Source organism: Marinomonas maritima, assembly GCF_024435075.2.
Taxonomy (GTDB): Bacteria; Pseudomonadota; Gammaproteobacteria; order Pseudomonadales; family Marinomonadaceae; genus Marinomonas; species Marinomonas maritima.
On sequence record NZ_JAMZEG020000001.1, the window covers coordinates 555001 to 578063 of the forward strand.

At 46.5% G+C, this 23063-nt stretch carries 20 protein-coding genes and 1 tRNA gene; 19 read left to right on the forward strand and 2 right to left on the reverse strand.

The features are described 5' to 3' along the window. Positions 1–901 precede the first annotated feature (901 nt). The 16 genes from urtA (at position 902) to M3I01_RS02885 (ending at position 17854) form a co-directional block, all read left to right on the forward strand. Positions 902–2185 (forward strand): urea ABC transporter substrate-binding protein, encoded by a 1284-nt coding sequence (gene urtA, locus M3I01_RS02810; protein WP_255894066.1) that lies wholly within the window; start codon positions 902–904, stop codon positions 2183–2185. 153 nt (positions 2186–2338) lie between these two features. Continuing rightward, positions 2339–3976, forward strand: coding sequence for an urea ABC transporter permease subunit UrtB (urtB, locus tag M3I01_RS02815; protein ID WP_394358961.1), 1638 nt, complete (start codon positions 2339–2341; stop codon positions 3974–3976). Then, a complete protein-coding gene (gene urtC, locus M3I01_RS02820) occupies positions 3973–5118 on the forward strand; it encodes an urea ABC transporter permease subunit UrtC (protein ID WP_255894067.1) in 1146 nt (381 codons plus the stop codon). Before urtB ends, urtC begins: the two co-directional genes overlap by 4 nt. Continuing rightward, the gene (gene urtD, locus M3I01_RS02825; protein ID WP_255894068.1) at positions 5115–5996 is read left to right on the forward strand and encodes an urea ABC transporter ATP-binding protein UrtD; all 882 of its coding nucleotides are present in this window, start codon (positions 5115–5117) and stop codon (positions 5994–5996) included. Before urtC ends, urtD begins: the two co-directional genes overlap by 4 nt. Continuing rightward, the gene (gene urtE, locus M3I01_RS02830; protein WP_255894069.1) at positions 5993–6712 is read left to right on the forward strand and encodes an urea ABC transporter ATP-binding subunit UrtE; all 720 of its coding nucleotides are present in this window, start codon (positions 5993–5995) and stop codon (positions 6710–6712) included. The genes urtD and urtE overlap by 4 nt, the downstream gene beginning before the upstream one ends. Before the next feature lie 54 nt (positions 6713–6766). After that, positions 6767–7693, forward strand: a complete 927-nt coding sequence (locus tag M3I01_RS02835) for an urease accessory protein UreD (protein ID WP_275564906.1) — start codon at positions 6767–6769, stop codon at positions 7691–7693. A gap of 66 nt (positions 7694–7759) precedes the next feature. Further along, positions 7760–8062, forward strand: a complete 303-nt coding sequence (locus tag M3I01_RS02840) for an urease subunit gamma (RefSeq protein ID WP_112141542.1) — start codon at positions 7760–7762, stop codon at positions 8060–8062. A 50-nt stretch (positions 8063–8112) separates the two neighbouring features. Continuing rightward, positions 8113–8430: an urease subunit beta gene (locus M3I01_RS02845; protein ID WP_275564907.1), complete on the forward strand. Its 318-nt coding sequence runs from the start codon at positions 8113–8115 to the stop codon at positions 8428–8430. Then, the gene (gene ureC / locus M3I01_RS02850) at positions 8430–10136 is read left to right on the forward strand and encodes an urease subunit alpha (protein WP_275564908.1); all 1707 of its coding nucleotides are present in this window, start codon (positions 8430–8432) and stop codon (positions 10134–10136) included. Before M3I01_RS02845 ends, ureC begins: the two co-directional genes overlap by 1 nt. 74 nt (positions 10137–10210) lie before the next feature. Continuing rightward, entirely contained in the window at positions 10211–10669 is a 459-nt protein-coding gene (gene ureE, locus M3I01_RS02855) for an urease accessory protein UreE (RefSeq protein WP_255894074.1), read from the forward strand. After that, positions 10650–11327, forward strand: coding sequence for an urease accessory protein UreF (locus M3I01_RS02860; RefSeq protein ID WP_255894075.1), 678 nt, complete (start codon positions 10650–10652; stop codon positions 11325–11327). The genes ureE and M3I01_RS02860 overlap by 20 nt, the downstream gene beginning before the upstream one ends. 150 nt (positions 11328–11477) lie before the next feature. Further along, a complete protein-coding gene (gene ureG, locus M3I01_RS02865) occupies positions 11478–12119 on the forward strand; it encodes an urease accessory protein UreG (protein WP_255894076.1) in 642 nt (213 codons plus the stop codon). Positions 12120–12139: 20 nt separating this feature from the next. After that, entirely contained in the window at positions 12140–12709 is a 570-nt protein-coding gene (locus M3I01_RS02870) for a HupE/UreJ family protein (protein ID WP_255894077.1), read from the forward strand. Between the two features lie 12 nt (positions 12710–12721). Beyond that, on the forward strand, positions 12722–16192 hold the full coding sequence (locus M3I01_RS02875; RefSeq protein WP_275564909.1) for a hybrid sensor histidine kinase/response regulator: 3471 nt from the start codon (positions 12722–12724) through the stop codon (positions 16190–16192). After that, on the forward strand, positions 16179–17093 hold the full coding sequence (locus M3I01_RS02880; protein ID WP_255894078.1) for a response regulator transcription factor: 915 nt from the start codon (positions 16179–16181) through the stop codon (positions 17091–17093). Before M3I01_RS02875 ends, M3I01_RS02880 begins: the two co-directional genes overlap by 14 nt. A 347-nt stretch (positions 17094–17440) precedes the next feature. After that, positions 17441–17854: a GNAT family N-acetyltransferase gene (locus M3I01_RS02885; RefSeq protein ID WP_255894079.1), complete on the forward strand. Its 414-nt coding sequence runs from the start codon at positions 17441–17443 to the stop codon at positions 17852–17854. 109 nt (positions 17855–17963) lie between these two features. Here the strand turns inward: M3I01_RS02885 and M3I01_RS02890 are convergent, their stop codons facing one another. Continuing rightward, positions 17964–18494, reverse strand: a complete 531-nt coding sequence (locus tag M3I01_RS02890; protein ID WP_255894080.1) for a peroxiredoxin-like family protein — start codon at positions 18492–18494, stop codon at positions 17964–17966. A gap of 128 nt (positions 18495–18622) precedes the next feature. Between M3I01_RS02890 and M3I01_RS02895 the strand changes: the two genes are divergently transcribed. The 3 genes from M3I01_RS02895 to M3I01_RS02905 all read left to right on the forward strand — a co-directional run bounded on the left by M3I01_RS02895 (position 18623) and on the right by M3I01_RS02905 (position 21317). Continuing rightward, positions 18623–19453 carry an AraC family transcriptional regulator gene (locus M3I01_RS02895; RefSeq protein ID WP_255894081.1) on the forward strand — a complete coding sequence of 277 codons (831 nt, stop codon included), beginning with the start codon at positions 18623–18625 and terminating at the stop codon, positions 19451–19453. Positions 19454–19574: 121 nt separating this feature from the next. Further along, a tRNA-Ile gene (locus M3I01_RS02900) sits at positions 19575–19651 on the forward strand. 274 nt (positions 19652–19925) lie between these two features. After that, on the forward strand, positions 19926–21317 hold the full coding sequence (locus M3I01_RS02905; protein WP_255894082.1) for an L-cystine transporter: 1392 nt from the start codon (positions 19926–19928) through the stop codon (positions 21315–21317). 244 nt (positions 21318–21561) lie between these two features. Here M3I01_RS02905 and M3I01_RS02910 read toward each other — a convergent pair whose 3' ends face one another. Further along, positions 21562–22977 carry a DEAD/DEAH box helicase gene (locus M3I01_RS02910; RefSeq protein ID WP_255894083.1) on the reverse strand — a complete coding sequence of 472 codons (1416 nt, stop codon included), beginning with the start codon at positions 22975–22977 and terminating at the stop codon, positions 21562–21564. Positions 22978–23063: the final 86 nt, after the last annotated feature.

Here is a 23063-nt window from a genome sequence, read left to right on the forward strand (position 1 = left end):
CACAGCTCAGCTACCAATGCCTGATTACGGTCGCGCCTCCCTCATGCAGGCCTACGAAAACCGATGAAGTCACTTCGACGCAATCCTGATTGCGCGACCTTATGGAGTTTCAGAGTCAGTTAAAAATATCCTTTCTCACAACAGCGAAAACAATTTATGCCTTACGATATAACGAGCGTAGGAAGCAACCATGCGCTTATGAAGAAAATCAGGCATTAAAGATCTTAAAGCGATTTTTTGGTTACTTTTTGGGCGCTAGCAAAAAGTTACACGCCCAGCAGGGCGGAATAAAGGTTGGGATTACAAAGAGTTTGAATGGAACCTAAATTCCGCGTTGGACTAAAGGGCTACTTACCTTAGGAAATGAAAGCTTCGCTTTCAACGGCGGATCACGGTCGTACCTCCCTCATCGCGCCCTACGAAAGAGCAGCATCACCGAAGAAGTTAGTTCGACGCGACGAAGTTGCGCGATCCTATGGAGTTTCAGAGTCAGTTTAAAATACCCTTCCTCACAATAGCAAAAACCATCTATGCCTTACGATACAAGGAGCGTAGGAAGCAATCATGTGCCTATGAAGAAAATCAGGCATTAAAGATCTTAAAGCGAATTGTTGGTAACTTTTTGGGCGCTAGCAAAAAGTTACACGCCCAGCAGGGCGGAATAAAGGTCGGGAATACAAAGCGTTTGAATGGAACCAAAGAGCAACCCCTCCCTAACCCTCCCCTTGAAGAAAGGGGAGGGAACAAAGCTGCGTATACGTCAAATGACGTATCCCCCTAAGTCATTTCGCGCATACCTTTCCAGCAGTGGTTTTTTAATACTGGCTCTACAGATTTGAGGTGTTCACACCTCGTCTAAAAAACCAAAAATATTATAAATCACAATAGGACGGCTCCAACTATGAAAATCAAAACGCTTACTTCTGCGATTGTGCTCTCTGGTGCAACGCTTATTGCACTTCCGGCATTGGCAGCAGAAACCATCAAGGTCGGTGTGTTGCACTCTTTGTCTGGCACCATGGCGATTTCCGAAACGACGCTGAAAGACACTGTCTTGATGATGGTTGATGATCAAAACAAAAAGGGCGGTTTGCTTGGCAAGAAGCTAGAAGCTGTTGTGGTTGACCCTGCGTCTAATTGGCCTTTGTTTGCTGAAAAAGGTCGTGAGCTTTTGACCAAAGAAAAAGTGGATGTGATTTTCGGTAGCTGGACGTCGGTTTCTCGTAAATCGGTTTTGCCTGTATTGGAAGAGTTGAACGGTTTGATGTTCTACCCAGTGCAATACGAAGGGGAAGAGTCGTCTAAAAACGTGTTCTACACAGGCGCGGCGCCAAACCAACAAGCCATTCCTGCGGTGGATTACTTGATGAACGATCTAGGCGTAGAGCGTTTTGTTCTCGCCGGAACCGATTATGTTTACCCGCGTACCACCAACAAAATTCTTGAAGCCTATCTAAAAGCCAAAGGCGTTGCCGCTAAAGACATCATGATCAATTACACGCCGTTCGGTCATTCTGATTGGCAGTCGATTGTTTCTGATGTGAAAAAATTCGGCAGCGAAGGTATGAAAACTGCGGTGGTTTCCACCATCAACGGTGACGCCAACATTCCTTTCTACAAAGAATTGGGTAACCAAGGTATTTCAGCAGAAGACATTCCTGTGGTGGCGTTCTCTGTGGGTGAAGAAGAGCTTTCTGGTTTAGACACTAAGCCGTTGGTTGGTCATTTGGCCGCTTGGAACTATTTCCAAAGCGTTGAAACACCTGAAAACGAAGCCTTCATTAAAGCGTGGAAAGCGTATACCAAGAATCCAAAACGTGTAACGAACGACCCGATGGAAGCGACTTACATCGGTTTCAAAATGTGGGCGAACGCGGTGACTCAAGCGGGTACAACGGACGTTGATGCGGTTGAGCAAGCGATGATCGGTCAGAAAACCCCCAACCTAACGGGCGGCATGGCGGTGATGAACAAAAACCATCATTTGAGCAAGCCGGTTCTGATTGGCGAGATTCAAGACAACGGTCAATTTGAAGTGGTTTGGGAAACTGACGGTGTGGTTGCCGGTGATGCTTGGTCTGATTTTCTACCCGGTTCGAAAGATCTGATCTCAGATTGGACAGCGCCGATCAAGTGCGGTAACTACAACACGAAAACCAAAACTTGTTCAGGCCAAAACTATTAATTTGACCTGTTCCCAGGGTTAATGTTGGCTCTCTGTCTGGCTGGAAAATGGTCTGGTCAGAGAGCCTTTTTTACCCTGTTTGTTTTTCAATCCATTCTTTTAAGCGCTTTGCTCAACAAGCCTTATCGCAATAAACCTATCGATACACGGAGTATGACCTTGAGACGTATCACCTTGAGACGTATTACCTTGAGACATTGCATGGCACTGTGTTGCTGTCTTTTTGGGCTCTTTTCCCTTCCTAGTTTTGCCGTGGAATCCACGTCTCTTGATCCTTTGTTAGCCGACTTGGCCGAGGCGAAAATCAGTAAAATGGTGCCTATTTTAGACAAAATAGAAAAAGCCTCCGACGAAACCGTATTGCCGCTTTTTCGCACCTTATTAAACGGCAATTTGTATTATATTAAATCGACTAAGCAGGTCGTTGGGCAGTTCGATGCAAACGGCGACACCTTTTATAAAGACGTTTTTACGGGGCAAGCCAATCCTACGCTGACCAAACGAGACGTCAAAAAAATCCGTGTGAACAACACATTGCGCGGCTACTTACGCAACGCTATTGCGCGCATTCAATTAACGTCTAAAAATCCCAGCGTACGCGAAAGCGCTGTACGTGAGCTGTTGTCTAAATTAGACGACGATACGATCGGCATTTTAGAACGCCTTTATCCGAACGAGACCAACAAAAAAGTCAAACACGCCATGGGCTTAGCGTTGGCAATGAATACTGCGTCGCAAACGAAATTGGCGGTTTCGAATCGCATTGCGGCCATCGATACCTTGGCAGACAGCTTAGAAAACGACGTTCGAAACCTCTTAACCACACTCTCTAATGACGAAAATCCAGCCATTCAAAGCGCATCGAATGCGGCTTTAGACACTATCGCACAAAGAGCCAATCGCTTTGCCTTTGTCGATCAGTTGTTCTTTGGGTTGAGCTTGGGTTCTGTGCTCTTGTTAGCGTCGATTGGTTTGGCGATTACCTTTGGTGTCATGGGCGTGATCAACATGGCCCACGGCGAGATGATTATGCTTGGCGCTTACACGACGTATGTTGTGCAGCTGATCATGCCGAACTACATCGATTATTCGATTTGGGTGGCGATTCCAGCGGCATTTTTGGTGTCTGGTTTGATGGGTGTGTTGATCGAACGTTTGGTGATTCGTCATTTGCATGGTCGACCATTGGAAACGCTGTTGGCTACGTTCGGTATCAGTTTGATCTTGCAGCAGCTAGTACGAACCATTTTTTCCCCGCTTAACCGTCAAGTATCAACACCGAGCTGGATGAGCGGTTCTTGGGAAATAAACCCAGTGTTGTCACTGACGTTAAACCGTTTGTACATCTTGGCGTTTGCTTTGTTTGTCTTTATGGCTTTAGTGATTATTTTGAAAAAAACCTCTCTTGGCTTAAACGTTCGAGCTGTCTCGCAAAACCGCAACATGGCCAAAGCCATGGGCGTGAAAACCAACTGGGTCGATGCGATGACCTTCGGTTTGGGTTCTGGTATCGCGGGTATTGCCGGTGTGGCGTTAAGCCAATTAACCAACGTGGGACCGAACTTGGGTCAGGCTTACATTATCGACTCTTTCATGGTCGTGGTGTTTGGCGGCGTGGGTAACCTATTGGGAACATTAGTGGCGGCCTTTACGCTGGGTATCGCGACGAAGTTCTTAGAACCAACCACGGGGGCAGTACTCGCGGCCATTATTGTATTGGTGTTTATTATTCTCTTTATTCAAAAACGTCCTAAAGGACTCTTTCCACAAAAAGGGAGGGCGGCAGAATGACTCGTCTTATGAAGTATTTTTCGGAAGGGCGCACGTCTGGCAAGCACACGCTGCCATTTGTGGTGATCTTATTGGGCGTGACGATACTCGCGTCGGCAGCGAATTTGTTTTTACCTGCAGACTCCGCGCTGTACGTCAGCACTTACACCATCACTTTATTGGGTAAATATTTATGCTACGCCATGTTGGCGCTGGCGGTGGATATTATTTGGGGCTATTGCGGCATATTGAGTTTGGGTCACGGGGCATTTTTCGCCTTAGGCGGTTACGCGATGGGCATGTATTTAATGCGTCAAATAGGTGACCGTGGCGTATACGGAAATCCATTGTTACCTGACTTTATGGTGTTTTTGGATTGGAAAGAATTGCCGTGGTTTTGGCTTGGAATGGATCACTTTTGGTTCGCCATGTTGATGGCGGTTGTCGTACCAGGGTTATTGGCCTTTGTGTTTGGTTGGTTGGCGTTTCGTTCCCGCGTGACAGGCGTTTACCTTTCTATTATGACGCAAGCCTTAACCTACGCTTTGTTGCTGGCGTTTTTCCGCAACGAAATGGGCTTTGGCGGCAACAATGGTTTGACCGATTTTAAAGAAATCCTTGGTTTTAGTTTGCAAGCCGATAGCACGCGGGTTGGTTTGTTTCTGATTACCGCGATCTTGCTGGCAGTAATCTTTGTCGTGAGTCAGAAAATTTTATCGTCTCGTCTGGGCAAAGTGGTGTTGGCGATTCGTGACTCGGAATCTCGCTCGCGCTTTATCGGCTACCGAACTGACCGTTATAAGGTGTGGTTGTTTGTGTATTCCGCCGTGATTGCAGGTATTGCGGGAGCCTTGTATGTACCACAAGTTGGCATTATTAACCCAGGCGAATTTTCACCGATCAACTCTATCGAGATGGTGATTTGGGTCGCCGTGGGTGGTCGTGGCACCTTGATTGGCGCGGTGATCGGCGCCTTGTTGGTGAACTACGCGAAAACTCGTTTCACGGCGATTATGCCAGACGCTTGGTTGTTCGCCTTGGGCGCGATGTTTGTTCTGGTCACCTTGTATTTACCAAAAGGTTTGATGGGGCTCTACGGACAACTTATGTCAAAACGTCGTACTGCTAATAATTCAAACAATACTGAGGAGTCGCAAGCATGAGCACTTTAGCTTCTAACTCATTAGCTTTTAATACCTTAGACAATACTCGTGAATTCTTTCGTCGCGATCAGGTATGGCCATTTTTGGCACCAGAGCAAGCTGCCGTCAATGTCGACAATAAGATGATTCTCTACGTGGAAGATTTGAACCTGAGCTTCGACGGCTTTAAGGCGCTAAACAACCTTAACCTTTATATCAACGACGGTGAATTGCGTTGTTTGATTGGCGCCAATGGCGCAGGTAAAACCACTTTGATGGACGTTATTACCGGCAAAACTCAGTGCGATTCAGGTACGGTTTTCTTTGGGCAAAATCACAATTTATTGAACAAAGACGAAGCCGAAATTGCTCAGCTTGGTATCGGCCGTAAATTCCAAAAGCCCACGGTATTTGAAGAGCAAACCGTGTTCGACAATTTGGAGCTGTCGCTGAAAACCGACAAGCGTGTATTGCCGACTTTATTCTCGCGACTAACACCAACGCAAATTGACCGAATTGACGACGTACTAAAAACCATCGGCTTAGCAAAGCATAGATTCATGTTGGCGGGCGCCTTGTCTCATGGTCAAAAACAATGGTTAGAAATTGGCATGTTGCTGGTGGCTGAGCCAAGACTTTTGTTAATCGATGAACCCGTGGCGGGCATGACAGCGCAAGAAACCGAACGCACGGCGGAATTACTGACGTCTTTAGCAGGCGAACGCACGGTGATTGTGGTCGAACACGATATGGAGTTTGTGCGCAGCATTGCGCGCACCGTGACGGTTTTGCATCAGGGTTCTGTGTTGGCCGAAGGCACCATGGACCAGATTCAAAGCAATAAAGACGTGATTGAAGTGTACCTTGGAGAAGAAGCGGCGGGAGAAGAAATAGCATGATTTCAATTAACAATGTCGATCAGCTCTATGGTGGAACACAGATTCTTTGGGGTTTGGATTTAGAGATAGAAACCGGTTCGATAACCTGCATCATGGGTCGTAATGGTGTGGGTAAAACCACCTTATTGAAAGCCATCATGGGCTTGCTGCCAATCAAAAATGGCGAGATCACTATGGAAGGCGCCGCGTTAAATAAGCAAAGCGCAGAAAAGCGCGCTTATTTAGGCATTGGTTACGTTCCTCAAGGGCGCGATATTTTCCCTATGTTAACGGTTGAAGAAAACCTGCGCATTGGTTTACCGGTTCGTGGCAAGCGCATGAAAGACAGTCCGAAAGGTTCTCCAAAAGAAATCCCAGAAAAAATCTTTGAACTCTTTCCTGTATTAAAAGACATGCTACATCGTCGTGGTGGCGATTTGTCCGGCGGACAGCAACAGCAACTGGCGATTGGTCGTGCCTTGGTTTTGGAGCCCAGCGTGTTGATTTTGGACGAGCCAAACGAAGGTATCCAGCCCAACATTGTTAAACAAATTGGCGATGTCATTCTAAAGCTCAATAAAGAAGAAGGCCTCACCGTTATCTTGGTGGAGCAAAAATTGGGCTTTGCACGTCGTGTCGGTAAGGAATTTCGTCTGATGGAAAAGGGACGCATTGTGGCGGCGGACAAAATGGAAAATCTTAACGATACTTTGATTAAGCAGTATTTGGCGGTCTAGTTTTTGCATTGAATGGTGATTAGCCGCCACGCGAAAGACGCTTATAGGGCATTAATGAATAATAAACATAACCTTGCTTTGGCAGACAATATCTCTCTACAACCCGTGCCACCGGTGGAAGCGCCAGCGTCCGAGTGGCATGCGTTTCTGACCTTGGGCTTTTGTCAAACAACTCGCGGTACCGTATTGAAAACCTGTGATCACAAAGGGCCTTTGTATGTGCAAAAGCCTTTTTATCCTGAAGGTCGAGACACGGCGCACGTCTATTTATTGCATCCACCGGGTGGCTTGGTATCGGGTGATCGCCTCACGATTACCGCAAATCTAGCTGAAAACACACAGGTTTTAATCACAACTCCGGGCGCTGGTCGTGTTTATCGTGCCCGGAAAGATAAAACCCTGCAACATCAAGTGACGCAATTAAACGTCGCTAAAAATAGCCTGATGGAATGGTTACCACAAGAAACCATTCTTTACCCTAACGCCCATACTCGCCTTGAAAACTGCATTGATCTGGCTGACAACGCCAAGTTCATCGGTTGGGAAATTACTTGCTTTGGCTTGCCAGCGAACAAAGAAGATTTTGGCAAAGGCCACGCAGAGCAAGGCTTTCAAATACGTCAAAACGGTCGTCTTAAAGTCCGTGAACGTTTGGTGATTGATGATAACAGCCGAGCTATTTTTTCAGCTAAAGCAGGACTCGATGGCAAACCGATTAATGGCTTGATGATTGCGGGGCCGTTTGAATCGACGGAACCTTCTCATTCAGTCAATCACGACGAATTAATCGACAAGCTGCGCCAGCACTGTACCCAGCATGGGTCATTAAGTGGCGTAAGCATGGTAGGCGAGTACATCTTAGTTCGCAGCCTTCATGATGATTCGGAACAAGTGAAACAGCTATTTATCCAGTGCTGGCGAGATATTCGTCCAGCATTAATGAGCAAAGAATCCAATGAACCGAGAATTTGGTCGACCTAAAAAGGTGCGACTGCTCTTTTTTGGTTCAACAAAAACAAACATAAAGCTAAATAACGGAGCATAAAAATGGAACTCCTCCCAAGAGAAAAAGACAAGCTTCTGGTATTTACCGCTGCCTTGCTTGCCGAGCGTCGCTTGAATCGTGGCCTTAAATTGAATTACCCCGAAGCCATGGCGTTCATCACCATGGAGATTATCGAAGGCGCTCGCGATGGCAAAACCGTGGCGGAATTAATGGCATACGGCAAAACGGTATTAAGCGCGGAACAAGTGATGGACGGTGTGGTGGAGTTGATCCACGAAGTGCAGGTGGAAGCGACGTTCCCAGATGGTACTAAGTTAGTCACCGTCCACAACCCAATTAATTAATGACTACTCGTTACGTCATTAAAGGTCTTTGTTAGGAAAGGAGAAATCCCATGATTCCAGGTGAAATTCAGGTAGCCGCTGGCGCTATTGAACTCAATGTGGGTCGCAAGACGGTGAAAATTCGTGTCGAAAATACCGGCGATCGCCCTGTGCAAATTGGCTCCCATTATCATTTCTACGAGGTGAATCCCGCTTTGTCTTTTGATCGCGACGTGAGTAAAGGTTTTCGCTTGAACATTGCCTCTGGCACGGCGGTGCGCTTTGAACCCGGCCAAGGCCGCGAAGTGGAACTAGTCGAATACGCTGGTACGAAAACCATTTATGGCTTTCGTGGTGACGTCATGGGCAAACTGGAAGGAGCAGAATAATGGCGACGATGGATAGACAAAGTTATGCGCAAATGTTCGGCCCAACCACGGGCGACCGCGTGCGTTTAGGCGATACCGATATCTGGATTCAGGTGGAAAAAGATTTCACCGTGTATGGCGACGAAGTGAAATTCGGCGGCGGCAAGGTGATCCGCGACGGCATGGGACAAAGCCAAGTGACCAATGACATAGCTGTGGACTTGGTGATCACCAATGCTTTGGTGCTGGATCATTGGGGCATTGTGAAAGCGGATGTTGGCATCAAAGAAGGCCGTATTTTCAAAGTCGGTAAAGCGGGCAATCCAGACGTGCAAGACAATGTAGACATAGTGATTGGGCCGGGCACTGAAGTCATCGCTGGCGAAGGTTCTATCCTAACCGCGGGTGGCATCGACGCGCACATTCACTTTATTTGCCCACAACAAATTGAAGAAGCCTTAACCTCTGGCGTCACTACTATGATTGGCGGCGGAACGGGACCAGCGACGGGAACCAAAGCAACCACTTGTACGCCGGGTCCTTGGTATCTTGGCAAGATGTTACAAGCCACCGACAGCATGCCGATGAACTTGGGCTTTTTGGGTAAAGGCAACGCCAGTCTGCCAGAAGCGTTAGAAGAGCAACTCGAAGCCGGCGCTTGTGGTTTAAAACTGCACGAAGATTGGGGCACCACGCCCGCGTCGATTGATTGTTGTTTGAGTGTGGCGGAAAAATACGACGTGCAAGTGGCGATTCACACTGACACGTTAAACGAATCGGGTTTTGTTGATAGCACGCTGGATGCGTTTAAAGATCGTGTCATTCACACCTATCACACGGAAGGCGCGGGCGGCGGTCACGCGCCAGACATTATCCAAGCCTGTTCGAATCCTAATGTCTTACCATCGTCGACCAATCCAACGCGTCCTTATACTCGCAACACGGTAGACGAACATTTGGACATGTTGATGGTGTGTCACCATTTGGACAGCAATATTCCAGAAGACGTGGCGTTTGCCGATTCGCGGATTCGAAAAGAAACCATCGCGGCGGAAGACATTCTTCACGATCGTGGCGCGTTTAGTATGATCTCGTCCGATTCCCAAGCCATGGGCCGAGTGGGTGAAGTCGTGACTCGTACATGGCAAACGGCTCACAAGATGAAGCAGCAGTTTGGTTTATTGGCTGAAGACAAAGCGCTCGGTGCAGACAACTTTCGCGCCCGTCGCTACATTGCCAAATACACCATTAACCCAGCGATTGCTCATGGTATTAGTCACGAAGTCGGTTCGATTGAACCGGGTAAATTGGCCGATTTAGTCTTGTGGAAACCAGCGTTTTTCGCGGTAAAACCTTCAATGATCATCAAGGGCGGCATGATTGCCAGCGCGCCAATGGGCGACCCAAATGCGTCGATTCCAACACCGCAGCCCGTGCATTATCGCCCTATGTTTGGCTCTTTTGGCAAAGCCGCAGCGGCCACGTCGGTGACCTTTGTTTCTAAAGCCGCGCTGAATAATGGTTTGAAAGAATCCCTTGGTTTGGATCGGACGTTGGTGGCTTGTAAAAACACCCGCAATATTTCCAAACTCGACATGATTCACAACGATTGGCTGCCAAACATTACCGTTGACCCGCAAACCTATGAAGTGCGCGCCGATGGCGAATTGTTAACCTGCGAGCCAGCGGAGACTTTACCTCTCGCGCAACTCTACACTCTTTTTTAGGTACTTTTTTTAGGTACTTTTTTTAGGTACTTTTTTTAGGTACTCCTCTTTAGGTACGGTTTTAGGAAAATACGATGCTAGATATTTATGAACGATTAGGCACTCATTGCCACGATACTGTTTACACCACAGTAACGCTGACGCACGAACAGCGTGATCGCGGTCGCCTTAAATTGATCGGTGACAACAGCGAAGACGTGCGTGTTTTTCTGGAGCGTGGAAAGCCACTCTTGGTTGGCGAATTTCTCAAAACTGAGTGCGGCAAGATTGTTCAAGTGAATGGCGCGGTGGAAGACGTGGCGCACGCCAGTTGTGAAGACTGGGAAGCCTTTTCCAAAGCCTGTTATCACTTAGGTAATCGTCACACCAAAATTCAAGTCGGCGAGCGCTGGTTACGCATTAAACCAGATCATGTTTTAGAAGACATGCTGCACATGTTGGGCTTGATCGTTAGCCATGAAGAAGCGGTGTTTGTGCCAGAGTCTGGAGCCTATAGTTCTGGAGGCAATAGTCATGGTCATAGTCACCACTGAGGCGAGCTTATTGCGCTTGTTGCAACTTAGTAGCGTGAGTTTACCTGTTGGCGGTTATGCGTTTTCGCAAGGCATGGAATACGCCATCGACCTAGGTTGGGTAAAGAATAAAGCCAATGTATCGGATTGGGTTGGGTTGCAAATTCAGCAGTCGGTCGCGCGAGTGGATTTGCCCGTTTTGCGTTTGTGTATGGACGCTGCCCAACAAGAAAACACCGTGCGTTTATTGGAACTTAACGATTTGGCGTTGGCTTGTCGGGAAACGAAAGAATTACGCCTGAACGATACCGCGATGGGCGAAGCCTTATCTCGATTAATGCGAAGTTTAGAAATAGACACGCCGTTTGAACGCTCAGAAGACATCAGTTTTGTCACCTTGTTTGCGATTGCTGCACATCATTGGAAGATGGATTTTGACCTTGCGGCGCTTGGTTTTACTTGGTCTTGGCTTGAAAACCAAATTGCCGCCGCGACCAAACTGGTGCCGCTGGGGCAAACGCAAGCGCAAGCACTGCTTGGCGAATTACAGGGCGACATTCAGCAAGCCATCGCGTTGTCACTCACTATTGAAGAAGACCGTATCGGCGCGGGTTTGCCCACTATTGCCATAGCCAGCGCACAGCATGAAACACAATATTCGCGGCTGTTTCGGTCTTAGATAAAGTGGCGCTTACTTGTAAAAAATGGTGACGGTTAAAGATAAACGGCACATTACGCTTCGCTAATGATGCCCTACGAGGCTTTAACGACAGCTTCCTTCGCGGGAATAACCATAAGATTTCTAATGTATTTTTAAAAGGAACCCAGTATGAAAAAACAAACGTTACGAATTGGCGTGGGTGGTCCGGTTGGATCGGGTAAAACGGCTTTGCTGCGTTCTTTATGCAGCGCGATGCGCGACTATTACAACATCGCTGTGGTGACCAATGACATTTACACCCAAGAAGACGCGAAGTTTTTGACGGAACACGAAGCGTTAGACGCCGACCGTATTGTGGGTGTCGAAACGGGCGGTTGTCCGCATACAGCGATTCGTGAAGACGCGTCGATGAATTTGGCGGCCATTGACCAGTTATTAGCACGTCACGGTGAGTTGGATGTGGTGTTCGTGGAAAGCGGCGGAGATAACCTGAGCGCGACGTTTAGCCCTGAGTTGTCTGACTTTACGATCTATGTGATCGACGTGTCGGCAGGTGATAAAATTCCTCGTAAAGGCGGTCCGGGCATTACCAAATCGGATTTACTAATCATCAACAAAACCGATTTGGCGCCGTTAGTTGGCGCGTCATTAGAAGTGATGGACCGTGATGCGAAAATGATGCGTGGCGATCGTCCGTTTATCTTTTCGAACCTCAAAAAAGCGCAAGGTTTGGATGAGATTATTCGGATCATTGTGTCGGAAGGCATGTTGGAAGCGAAACCATTGCCTGCTGCGAAAGCGGTTGTTTAATCAAAGAGTAAGGTGAAAGTATGCGTTTATCTATAGCAAAAATATTTTTATTGGTATCTGGCGCGACACTTGCGCACACGAGTGACGAACACTCGTCCAGTTTTATGGCGGGTTTTGATCACCCAATCGGCGGCTTTGATCATCTTTTAGCAATGCTGGCGATTGGTTTGTGGGCGGCCAGTTTGGGCGGTCGAGCTTTGTGGGCGATTCCTACCGCGTTTGTTCTCACCATGTTGACTGGTGGCGGGTTAGCTGTGGCGGGTTTGAGTGTGCCGTTTGTTGAGCAAGGGATTCTATTGTCGGTGATTGTATTAGGTGCTTTGGTTTTGTTTGCTAAACGTCTGCCAGTGGCGGTGTGTGTGGCGGTTGCCGCGAGCTTTGCACTATTTCATGGTGCGGCGCATGGTATGGAAATGCCATTAAACGCCAATGGTCTGCAATACGCGCTTGGCTTTGCGTTGGCAACGGCTGGCCTGCATGTGGTTGGGCTTGGCTTTGGTCAGTGGATGGCGAAAATGAGCGCACCTTTAATGACGCGCATCAGTGGTTCTGTGATTGCCATCGCCGGTTTGGTACTGGCTTTTGCGTAATCGCGAGATGTTATGAAGGCGACACAAAAGATCTTTAAAGTGCGACGTCACTATAACAAGTGGGTCGCCGACCAAACCATGGAGGATTACGCACTACGCTATACCTCTAAACAAGGTCATACCATGAGCATCGACCGTGTCGGTCATACGGCGCTCGGTGCGACGGCGTTTTTGGCACTGGAAGGCTTGGCCGCAGTGATCACACTTGCCTATGGTTTTACCAATGCGGTGGCCGCAATTCTCACCGTGCTGGCGTTGTTTTTCGTGACTGGGTTTCCTATTGCGTATTATTCGGCGAAGCACGGTTTGGACATCGATTTGCTGACACGTGGTGCGGGTTTTGGTTATCTTGGATCGACTATTACCTCGCTGATTTACGCGATGTTCACTTTTATATTTTTTGCGATTGAAGCGGCTATTTTAGCCTCGGCACTGGAAGTTTTGTTAGGCATTCCTTTGCAGATTGGCTATGCCTTGTCGGCTTTGTTTGTGATTCCCATTGTAACGCACGGTATCCGTGCCATCAGTCGTTTTCAAAATGGCACTCAGTGGATTTGGCTGACCTTGCAAATTGCGGCGATTGGCGTGGTGGTGACGCAGGAGTATCAAAACTTCGAAGGTTGGACGCAATACACGCCAGTGAGTTTACCGCAAAGTGCGCATTTTGATTGGATACTGTTTGGTTCGGCCGCGTCGGTGTTGTTTGCTTTAATGGCGCAGATCGGCGAGCAAGTCGATTACCTACGTTTTTTCCCGAAAAAGACCAAGAAAAACCGCAAACGCTGGTGGTTTTGGTTGATATTAGCCGGTCCTGGTTGGGTGTTTATCGGTGCGATTAAAATGCTGCTAGGCTCGTTCTTGGCTTATTTGGCCATATCCGATGGTGCGACCACAATACAAGCCACCGACCCAACGTATTTGTATCAGCGTATCTTTTTCTTTTTGACCACCTCACCGACAACGGCGTTAATTCTGGCCGCTGTGTTTGTGTTTATTTGCCAGATGAAAATCAATTTAACCAACGCGTATGCCGGTTCGATTGCGTGGTCGAATTTTTTCTCGCGCTTAACCCATTCCCATCCGGGTCGCGTGGTGTGGTTGGTGTTCAACGTTACCATTGCATTGTTGCTGATGGAGTTAGGAATTTACCAAGCGCTCGGCGCGATTTTAGGCGTGTTTGCGATTGCCGCTGTGAGTTGGTTAGGCAGTTTATCGGCGGATTTGTTAATCAACAAACCGCTTGGGTTGAGTCCGAATTATGTCGAATTCAAGCGTGCGCATTTGTACGACATTAATCCCGTTGGCACAGGGTCAATGCTGATCGCGACCACTTTGGGGTTGGTGAGTTATTTGGGCGTGTTCGGTGAAGAAGCCAAAAGTCTTTGTCACTTTATTTCGCTCGGCACCTGTTTTATTTTTGTTCCCTTGATTGCTTGGTTAACCAAGGGTAAATATTACCTTGCCCGTCAAAGCCCAGAACTGATTTCGATGATCGAACTGGCGCAGCAACGAAATCCTAAATACGTCACCTTGACCTGTGGGATTTGTGAAAACGCCTTTGAAACGGAAGACATGAGTTTTTGCTCGGCCTACATGCAGCCTATTTGTTCCTTGTGCTGTTCTTTGGATGTGCGCTGTTTGGACAGCTGTAAGCCGCAAGCGAGCATTGCTCAGCAAAGTGATTATTTCTTTAAGCTGTTTTTACCGACGCGTTTGGTCACAGCATTGAAGTCACGCTTTGGGCGGTTTTTATCGCTTTTGACGGTCATTAACATTATCAACGCCGCTTTGATGATGCTGATTTATCGTCAAATGGCGCCGAACTCTGTAGATGAAGAAATCTTGCTACAAGACACTATGTTTGCGCTGTTTTTTACCTTGCTGATTGTGTCTGGTGTTTTGTCTTGGTTGTTTTTGTTGGCGCACGAAAGCCGAGTGGTGGCACAAAAAGAGTCCAATCGACAAACTCGAAAATTGATCCGTGAAGTGGACGCCCATCAAGAAACAGACAGAGCATTGCAGAGTGCAAAAGAACAAGCCGAGCGCGCAAATGAAGCGAAAAGTCGCTATCTAACGGGAATTAGCCATGAATTACGCACGCCGCTGCAATCGATTATTGGCTACGCTCAGCTATTGTCTGAGAAACAAAATACACCGTCAGGGCATCAAAACGGTTTGGACATCATTCATCGCAGCGGTTTGTATCTGGCGGATTTGATTGAAGGTCTGTTGGATATTTCAAAGATCGAAGCAGGGCGCTTTGATTTGTATCGCAATACGGTGGATTTACCGAAATTGATCGATCAGCTAAACAGCATGTTTGCCATGCAAGCACGCGACAAAGGGATTCAATTACAGACAAAAATTCTCGCGCCTTTACCTCAACATGTGGTGACGGACGAAAAACGATTACGGCAAATATTGATCAATTTGCTGTCAAATGCGGTGAAGTACACCCCAAAAGGTTCGGTCTTGTTCGAAGTGAATTATCGCAACCAAGTCGCGGAATTTGTCATTCGAGATACCGGATTGGGCATTAAAGAAGGGCATTTGCAGCGTATTTTTGACCCATTCGAACGTGTACGAGACATCAGCACAGGGAATTTACCCGGCACAGGATTGGGCTTGACGATTGTGAAGTTACTGACTGAAGTCATGGGCGGCGATTTACAGGCTCGATCAGTGGTCGGCGAAGGCAGTGAGTTCCGCGTTAGCCTTATGTTGCCTTGGGTGAGCCAAGGTGATTCGTCTGCTTATGAATACAAGCGCATTGTGAGTTACCGAGGTTATCAGCGTACCTTGATGGTGGTGGACGATGACCCCGTCGTGCGAGGTTTGTTGTCGGACATTTTGGTGCCGCTTGGCTTTAATGTGTTGGAAGCTTCAGACGCAGAAGTCTGTTTAGACGAATTGGAATCTTGCTCGCCTGATTTGTTCGTTCTGGATGTATCTATGCCCGGAATGGACGGTTTGACGCTGGCGAAATTACTGCGAGATCGCGGTTATAGCACGCCTATTATAATGCTGTCTGCGGACGCACAAGAAAACCAGCGCAAGCCAGACGAGCAAGCGGCGTTTAATCAGTATTTGGTAAAGCCTGTGAATAACAGTGCGTTGTTGGATGCGATAAAGCATTGGTTGGTGTTGGATTGGGAATATCAAGAAACTGAGTTGGATGAGCTTGAACCGTTGCCGCTTTCTCTGGATTCGCCCCGCGATGAACAAAATGAACATTCTGAACCCACGATGATTCCCGATCACGAAAGTGTACGAGAGTTGATGGCGTTCGCTGAAATGGGCTACAAAAAAGGCGTGCGTGGCGTATTGGATCAGCTGGGTAAAACCGACGTGATCGATCCCTTTCATATGGCGCAATTAGAAAGTTTGTATCTGAGCTTTCAGTTCGACGGGATTGCTCTATATATACAAAAGTATTCATGTGCAATCAGCTATGTAAGTGAGAAGCCTAATGATGAATCCTAGTAATAAAAATGACATTGTTTTAGTGGTCGACGACTCGCCCGATGCGTTGAGCCTGATTCATGACACGTTGGAAGCGGCCAATATGGATGTGCTTGTCGCCCTTGAAGGCAAGCAAGCCTTGACGATCGCCAAACGGATTCGACCGGATATTATTTTGCTCGATGCCATCATGCCGAACATGGATGGTTTTGAAACCTGCCGACAATTAAAAGCGGATCAAAGTCTGGCGTCGATTCCGGTCATTTTCATGACAGGCCTGAGCGACACCGACGACATTGTGCGGGGGTTAGAAGCCGGTGGTGTGGATTATCTCACCAAGCCGATTCAACCCAATGAGCTGATTGCTCGCATGCGAGTACATTTGTCTAATGCACGTTTGAGCAACAATGCGCAGTCTGCTCTCGACAGCATGGGGCAGCATTTGATGACTACTACGTCGGCCGGTGATATTGCGTGGGCTACACCACAAACCTATGCGTTACTTGCCCGAGCGCGCGCCAGTTACGAATGGCAGAGTAGTGAGATGGCGTTGCAAATACGGCTTTGGTTAGCGCATCAACCCGATGTTGGAAACGTATTGAAACTAACCGGATTGGATTACCCTTTGGGTCTTAAAATGATGGGCTTAACGGAGCAGAAAGAAGTGCTTTTAAAGCTGGAAGATGGTGATAAGCCCGCTGGGCCAGCATTGCTTAAACAGGAACTGGGATTAACTGATCGTGAATCAGAAGTGCTGCATTGGATTGCTAATGGCAAATCCAATCGAGACATTGCGGAAATCTTAGAAATGAGCCCGCGTACGGTGAATAAACACCTTGAACAAATCTTTCCTAAACTTGGAGTAGAAAATCGTACGTCAGCGGCAGGTGTTGCATTGCGAGTATTCGCCGCTGAACGTTAAGCGCCTTTTACTATTGTCAGAAAAACATCATTCAGATGACATTTTGGTCCTAATTGTCATGAAATTACCTGAAAATCATCGAACGAGGTAAGAATGTTCATGATGCACTAGATCAGTTGTTTGATGGCGCATTTCTTTTTAATATAGTCTCATCTTGAAGCGCTTTAGAACTTAACGCGTTTTATTTCTTTAAATCGCTAAAGATTCATTTTTGTACTTCCCTTTTTTTTGTGGCGTCTCATTGCTGAGACGCCACTTTTTTTGTTCTAATTTTCTCTTCTTGTTTTTTTGCCTTATTTCCCAGAAATACTCTATGCTGTCTTTTTATTGTTTCGTAGGACGTAGCGATGGAAGTTGAGTACAAAATTAACCAAACGATTACCGCGGATCAGTTTATAGGTTTGTTATCAAGAACGTCATTAGGCGCGCGTCGCCCGATTGATCAGGTTGAGACGATAGACGCTATGTTGGCAAATGCGAATCTTCTAGTAACGGCGTGGCAAGGAGATCGTCTTGTTGGTGTGGCACGTTCAGTGACAGACTTTGCGTTTTGTTGTTATTTATCAGACATCGCCGTAGATGAATCTATTCAGTCATCCGGTATTGGTAAAACCTTGATCCGTATGACCAAAGAAGCCTTAAAACCTACGTGTTCTTTGATTTTATTGTCTGCCCCTCAGGCCGTAGGGTATTACCCAAAAATTGGCTTTACTCAGCACAATAGCGCGTGGGTATTAACGGATATCGATGACCTAAAATAAACCGATGGTGCCATTTTATTAATTGACACAAAAACAAAAAAAGTAGAACTCTGACCACCAGAGCTCTACTCTTTTTAGAAAAATCTATTAACACACGAAGAGGCTAGAGCTAGATTAGCTCGCCACGCGCTGGGTAATTTTTAGCGACCGCAAATTCGATTGCTCCAAGAACTTCTTTGAAGTGTGGACGAGCAAAGGGCATGGTACTGATATTACTCCAGTACAGGGTGCCATCAGGGCGTACTAAATACAGTCCCGGTTCGGTAAATTCTGCAGGTTCTTCGATTCCAATACTGGTCACGCCTCGGCCAGCACTTCTGTGTAACCCCCATGCTTGAGACTGTTCAACCGTCAGACCGTAGCCCATTGTGAGATTTTCAATCTCCCACTCTGTCGATGCCAATTGCGCTCTTTCTTGTGTATCAGAACTTAGGGTGATGATGTTGACGCCTTTCGCCGCAAAATCGTCTGCTAAGCGGCTCAACTCTCTTAAGTAGTTTTTGCAAATTGGGCAATGTAACCCACGATAAACCACAAGCATCGTAAAATTTTCAGGTGTTTGTTGTGCTAGAGACCAAGTGCCTTTTAGCGTATTAATCACTAGCTCTGGAGTTGCTATTCTAGGCTTTAGAACGACCATTTTGTTTTCCTTGTAAATTAGCTGATTAGTTTTTGATTTAGACAGTTTAGGGTAATGAGTGATACGATTGATGACTGTTTATTCTAAAATTGTTGCAGATCGTATTTTTTACTTGAGGTTAAATTATCATGGATCGTCTTTCATCGGTATTAAGTGCATTCCGTCCTAAGGCGACGTCGGTAACCAGTCTTCGTTTTTCTCATCAAAGGGAGCGTTTGTCCCTGTCGTCCGATTCAAGTTATTGGCTTTATTTGATTAGTGGAGAACTTACGTTAACGGTGCAGGGTAATAGCCGAACAGAACTGAAAGAAGGTGATGGCGCGTGGCTTGCTTCTGGTCAAAATATAGATGTATTCCTTGCTGATGGGGGGCAGTTTGAGACCAGCATACTGATCTGTAAATTTGATTTTGGTACCAAAGCCCTAAACCCTTTGCTCGACTTAGAATGGCAATGGATTAAAGTGGAAAAAGTCGATGATATTGCCCAGCAGTTATTGCCTTTGAATACTTTGTTACTGGCTGAAAGTTTGCAGCCACGCTGTGGGTCTCAAGTGATCGTAGAGCGCTTGGCTGAAGCGTATCTAGTGCAAATGCTTAGACAGTTTATACAGACCCAAAAAATCCAACTGGGTTTATTGGCGGGTCTGAGCGATATAAGGCTAGCGCGTGCCATCGTCGCTATTCATGAGCATCCTCAACAGGCTTGGCAAGTTGCTAGTTTAGCTGAAGAGGCGGGTATGTCCCGATCGGTGTTTAGCGGATTATTTAAGAAAACAATGGGAATGACGCCAATGGCGTATTTGACCTCATGGCGAATGCGTTTGGCCGCACAGCGTATTAAAAGTGGCGACAGAAACCTTGCGATTCTGAGTGATCAGCTAGGTTACCAGAGTGAAGCCGCCTTTCGACGAACGTTTAAAAAAGTGATTGGTGTTGCGCCAGGAGCCATCGGGCGTTAAATTTGGTGGGTTGAGTGATTAAAAAACAACCATGTTTTGGTGATAAGTAGAGTAATTAATAAAAAACGCATCCACTTCTTGGCAATAACCATTCATACATATATAATTTGTTCCGCTTTTAGGGCCTGTAGCTCAGTTGGTTAGAGCATCCGACTCATAATCGGCAGGTCGAGTGTTCAAGTCACTCCAGGCCCACCATATAAAATAAGCCTCTAGATAGTTAGTGAAAACTAACGTCTAGAGGCTTTTTTATACTTTTAACATTAAGGCTATATTTCGGTCTTTTCAGTGTGCTTTTCCTCTTCTTATTCGATTTTCTTATATAAACTAACCGATTTCTTATATAAATTAATACATTTTCCTTCTTATTTCTTCGGTTAACATTTTGCTACCATAGCGCCAACTTATCGATTTGCTTTGCTTTATAGAGCTAGCCATCGTTTTCTACTGATTATTTTTAAGGTGTGTTTCCATGTTATATCCGATTCTTAACTTAGTGGTTTTCGCTTTGTTAATCGTGCTTTTGTATAAACAGCAAAAAGCACAAAAAACGTTATCCACTCGTGTGTTCACGGGCTTAGGGCTAGGCGTTGCTTTTGGTGCTGCGTTGCAATTTATTTATGGTGTTGGCAGTGTTGAATCTAGCGAAACGCTAGAGTATGTAAACATTGTTGGTTATGGTTATGTCAGCTTATTGAAGATGATCATAATGCCGCTGATTTTGGTGTCCATTATTGGTGCCATTGTTAAAGTAAAGGACACGGGATCTTTAGGTAAGATGTCTGGTGGCATTATTGGTATTTTGTTGGCAACCACGGCGGTGTCTGCACTCATCGGTGTGTTTGTTAGCAACCTGTTTGGCTTGTCTGCTGACGGCATAGTACAAGGCGCTCGTGAAATGGCACGGGGAGCGGCGTTAGAAACTCGTTTGGATGGACTGGCTAGCGTATCGTTTGCTGATATGATCACGTCTTTCTTTCCTGGCAACCCTTTCGCTGATCTTGCTGGTAGTCGTCCAACGTCTACCATTGCTGTGGTGATTTTTGCTGCATTTGTAGGTGTGGCTGGTGTATCTGTCTCACGTAAAGAGCCTGAAATCGGTGCAAGCTTTGAGCGTTTTGTTGATGTTGCACAGTCCATTGTACGTACGTTGGTGCGTATGGTGTTGAGTTTGACGCCTTACGGTATTTTGGCGTTGATGACTAAGGTCGTTGCGGGTTCAAACGTGTCGGATATCTTAACGCTGTTGAATTTCGTGGTGGCGTCTTATGTTGGTTTGGCGATGATCCTTGTCATGCATTTGTGTTTGTTGGCGTTTAATGGCATTTCTCCGGTTCGCTATTTCAAAAAAGTCTTGCCAGTGTTGTTGTTCGCGTTTACTTCTCGTTCAAGCGCAGGAACCATTCCTCTTAATATAGACACACAGGTGAAGAGCCTAGGTAATGGTGAGGGTGAATCTAACTTTTCTGCATCGTTTGGTGCGACTATGGGGCAAAACGGTTGTGCGGGTTTATACCCTGCTATGTTGGCGGTCATGATTGCCCCGACTATTGGTATTAACCCCCTCGATCCCAGCTTTATTATTTCGTTGATTGCGATTGTGACAATCAGTTCTTTTGGTATTGCAGGTATTGGCGGCGGTGCTACATTTGCCGCTTTGATTGTGTTGTCTGCGTTAGATATGCCAGTTGCGTTGGCTGGTTTACTTATATCAATCGAGCCTTTGATCGATATGGGCCGTACGGCAGTGAATGTAAATGGTTCGATGACGGCGGGTACGATTACGTCTAAATGGCTTGGTCATTCTGATGCGAATACATTTGATCAGGATGAAGTGTCAGGCAGTGAATTTAAGAATAGTTAGCCATAGCAGATGACTTTTATGTGTATTTGAAGCCACCTTCGGGTGGTTTTTATTTACCTATGCCATACTCAAAAAATGGACAAGTTAGGTTAGCAACAATGTTGGATCTGGCTAGTAATACCAATAAAGGTTCAGGGAAAGTGATACTAGACATAATAAAACACCCCTAGCGATGTTGTTCGCTAGGGGGGGTTTTTGTACTTACATCGTTTTAATTTCAGCGACAAGACTTAGTGAGTATTAACTAGTCTTGAGTTGGCTTACGGTTACGACGAGCGGGTGCAAGAGGTTTACTGCGTAAACCTTGACCTTGAGTTACATCTGCTTTTGCAGGGGCGTTGCCTCTGTCTGCTGGGCGACGGTTACCTGAATTAGGTCCGTTTCCTTGACGAGCTTGGCCGTTGCCTTGTTTAGGGCTATTACCTGTTCTAGCACTATTACCTTGGCGGGGTGCACCAGGGTTGTTTGGTCTTTTTGGGTTGTTCTTTTTGATTGGACGGTTGTCTAATGTTGTATCTGGCAACATGTGCGTTGGCATGAAATCATCTTCATAACGACGTTCGATTAGTTTCTGAGTCAAACGTTCAATCGCACGTAACAAGTCTAGCTCGTCGGCCGCAACCAAAGAAATTGCTTTACCTGTTGCGCCAGCACGACCAGTACGGCCAATACGGTGGACGTAGTCTTCAGCCACATCTGGTAGGTCAAAGTTGACCACGTGAGGCAGTTGTTCTATGTCTAATCCACGCGCAGCAATGTCAGTTGCTACTAGGATGCGAATACGACCTTCTTTAAAGTCTGCAAGAGCTCGAGTACGTGCACCTTGGCTTTTATTGCCGTGGATTGCGCTGGAACGAATGCCTGCGTCTTCTAGTGTTTTTGTGATTTTGTTCGCGCCATGTTTGGTGCGAGAAAATACTAAAGCTTGATCCCAACGACCATCTGCGATCAATTTGATCAAGAGTTCAGTTTTGCGTTTCTTATCTACTGGGTGTAACCATTGCTCAACAGAAACGGCCGTGGCATTACGTGGTGTGACAGAAATTTCTACTGGATTATTAACCAAGCCTTTTGCAAGTTGGCGAATCTCAGGTGAAAAAGTTGCAGAGAATAATAGGTTCTGACGTTTCTTCGGCAGGATTGCTAAGATCTTCTTGATGTCGTGAATAAAGCCCATGTCCAGCATGCGGTCGGCTTCATCCAAAACAAGAATTTCTAACTTATCAAATCGCACGGCTTTTTGGTTGTACAAATCCATCATACGACCTGGTGTCGCGATTAAGATATCGGCACCACGGCGAAGCGCCATCATTTGAGGATTGATCTTAACGCCACCAAAAACGACGGTCGATTTAAGAGATAAATGTTGTCCGTAATTTTTCACACTTTCAGCCACTTGAGCGGCTAGTTCGCGCGTTGGTGTTAATACTAATGCACGTACTTGATTGCTTTGCGCGTTCTCGCCGTGACTTAGACGTTCAAGTAAAGGCAAGGTAAAACCGGCTGTTTTACCTGTCCCTGTTTGGGCTGCGGCCATCACATCTAGGCCTTCAAGAATAGGAGGTATCGCTTGAGCTTGTATTGGGGACGGCTCAGTATAACCTCGGTCTTCAATGGCTTTTAGGATGGGGGCAGAAAGCCCAAGTTTGTTGAAACTCATAGATGTTCTCATGTTTTATCAAAGGCAGGTGCATAGCTGAAGGGTCAGGTAATGCAATATTGGGCGAAGCTTACCTTAAATCCGCC

Coding starts and splice junctions, on each gene's coding strand:
- M3I01_RS02860 (WP_255894075.1), top strand. CDS start 10,650: ATGGTCATAGTCACCACTGAGGCGAGCTTATTGCGCTTGTTGCAACTT.
- M3I01_RS02840 (WP_112141542.1), top strand. CDS start 7,760: ATGGAACTCCTCCCAAGAGAAAAAGACAAGCTTCTGGTATTTACCGCT.
- M3I01_RS02880 (WP_255894078.1), top strand. CDS start 16,179: ATGATGAATCCTAGTAATAAAAATGACATTGTTTTAGTGGTCGACGAC.
- M3I01_RS02870 (WP_255894077.1), top strand. CDS start 12,140: ATGCGTTTATCTATAGCAAAAATATTTTTATTGGTATCTGGCGCGACA.
- M3I01_RS02905 (WP_255894082.1), top strand. CDS start 19,926: ATGTTATATCCGATTCTTAACTTAGTGGTTTTCGCTTTGTTAATCGTG.
- M3I01_RS02845 (WP_275564907.1), top strand. CDS start 8,113: ATGATTCCAGGTGAAATTCAGGTAGCCGCTGGCGCTATTGAACTCAAT.
- ureG (WP_255894076.1), top strand. CDS start 11,478: ATGAAAAAACAAACGTTACGAATTGGCGTGGGTGGTCCGGTTGGATCG.
- M3I01_RS02910 (WP_255894083.1), bottom strand. CDS start 22,977: ATGAGTTTCAACAAACTTGGGCTTTCTGCCCCCATCCTAAAAGCCATT.
- urtA (WP_255894066.1), top strand. CDS start 902: ATGAAAATCAAAACGCTTACTTCTGCGATTGTGCTCTCTGGTGCAACG.
- urtB (WP_394358961.1), top strand. CDS start 2,339: ATGACCTTGAGACGTATCACCTTGAGACGTATTACCTTGAGACATTGC.
- M3I01_RS02835 (WP_275564906.1), top strand. CDS start 6,767: ATGAATAATAAACATAACCTTGCTTTGGCAGACAATATCTCTCTACAA.
- urtD (WP_255894068.1), top strand. CDS start 5,115: ATGAGCACTTTAGCTTCTAACTCATTAGCTTTTAATACCTTAGACAAT.
- M3I01_RS02895 (WP_255894081.1), top strand. CDS start 18,623: ATGGATCGTCTTTCATCGGTATTAAGTGCATTCCGTCCTAAGGCGACG.
- M3I01_RS02885 (WP_255894079.1), top strand. CDS start 17,441: ATGGAAGTTGAGTACAAAATTAACCAAACGATTACCGCGGATCAGTTT.
- ureC (WP_275564908.1), top strand. CDS start 8,430: ATGGCGACGATGGATAGACAAAGTTATGCGCAAATGTTCGGCCCAACC.
- M3I01_RS02875 (WP_275564909.1), top strand. CDS start 12,722: ATGAAGGCGACACAAAAGATCTTTAAAGTGCGACGTCACTATAACAAG.
- urtC (WP_255894067.1), top strand. CDS start 3,973: ATGACTCGTCTTATGAAGTATTTTTCGGAAGGGCGCACGTCTGGCAAG.
- ureE (WP_255894074.1), top strand. CDS start 10,211: ATGCTAGATATTTATGAACGATTAGGCACTCATTGCCACGATACTGTT.
- urtE (WP_255894069.1), top strand. CDS start 5,993: ATGATTTCAATTAACAATGTCGATCAGCTCTATGGTGGAACACAGATT.
- M3I01_RS02890 (WP_255894080.1), bottom strand. CDS start 18,494: ATGGTCGTTCTAAAGCCTAGAATAGCAACTCCAGAGCTAGTGATTAAT.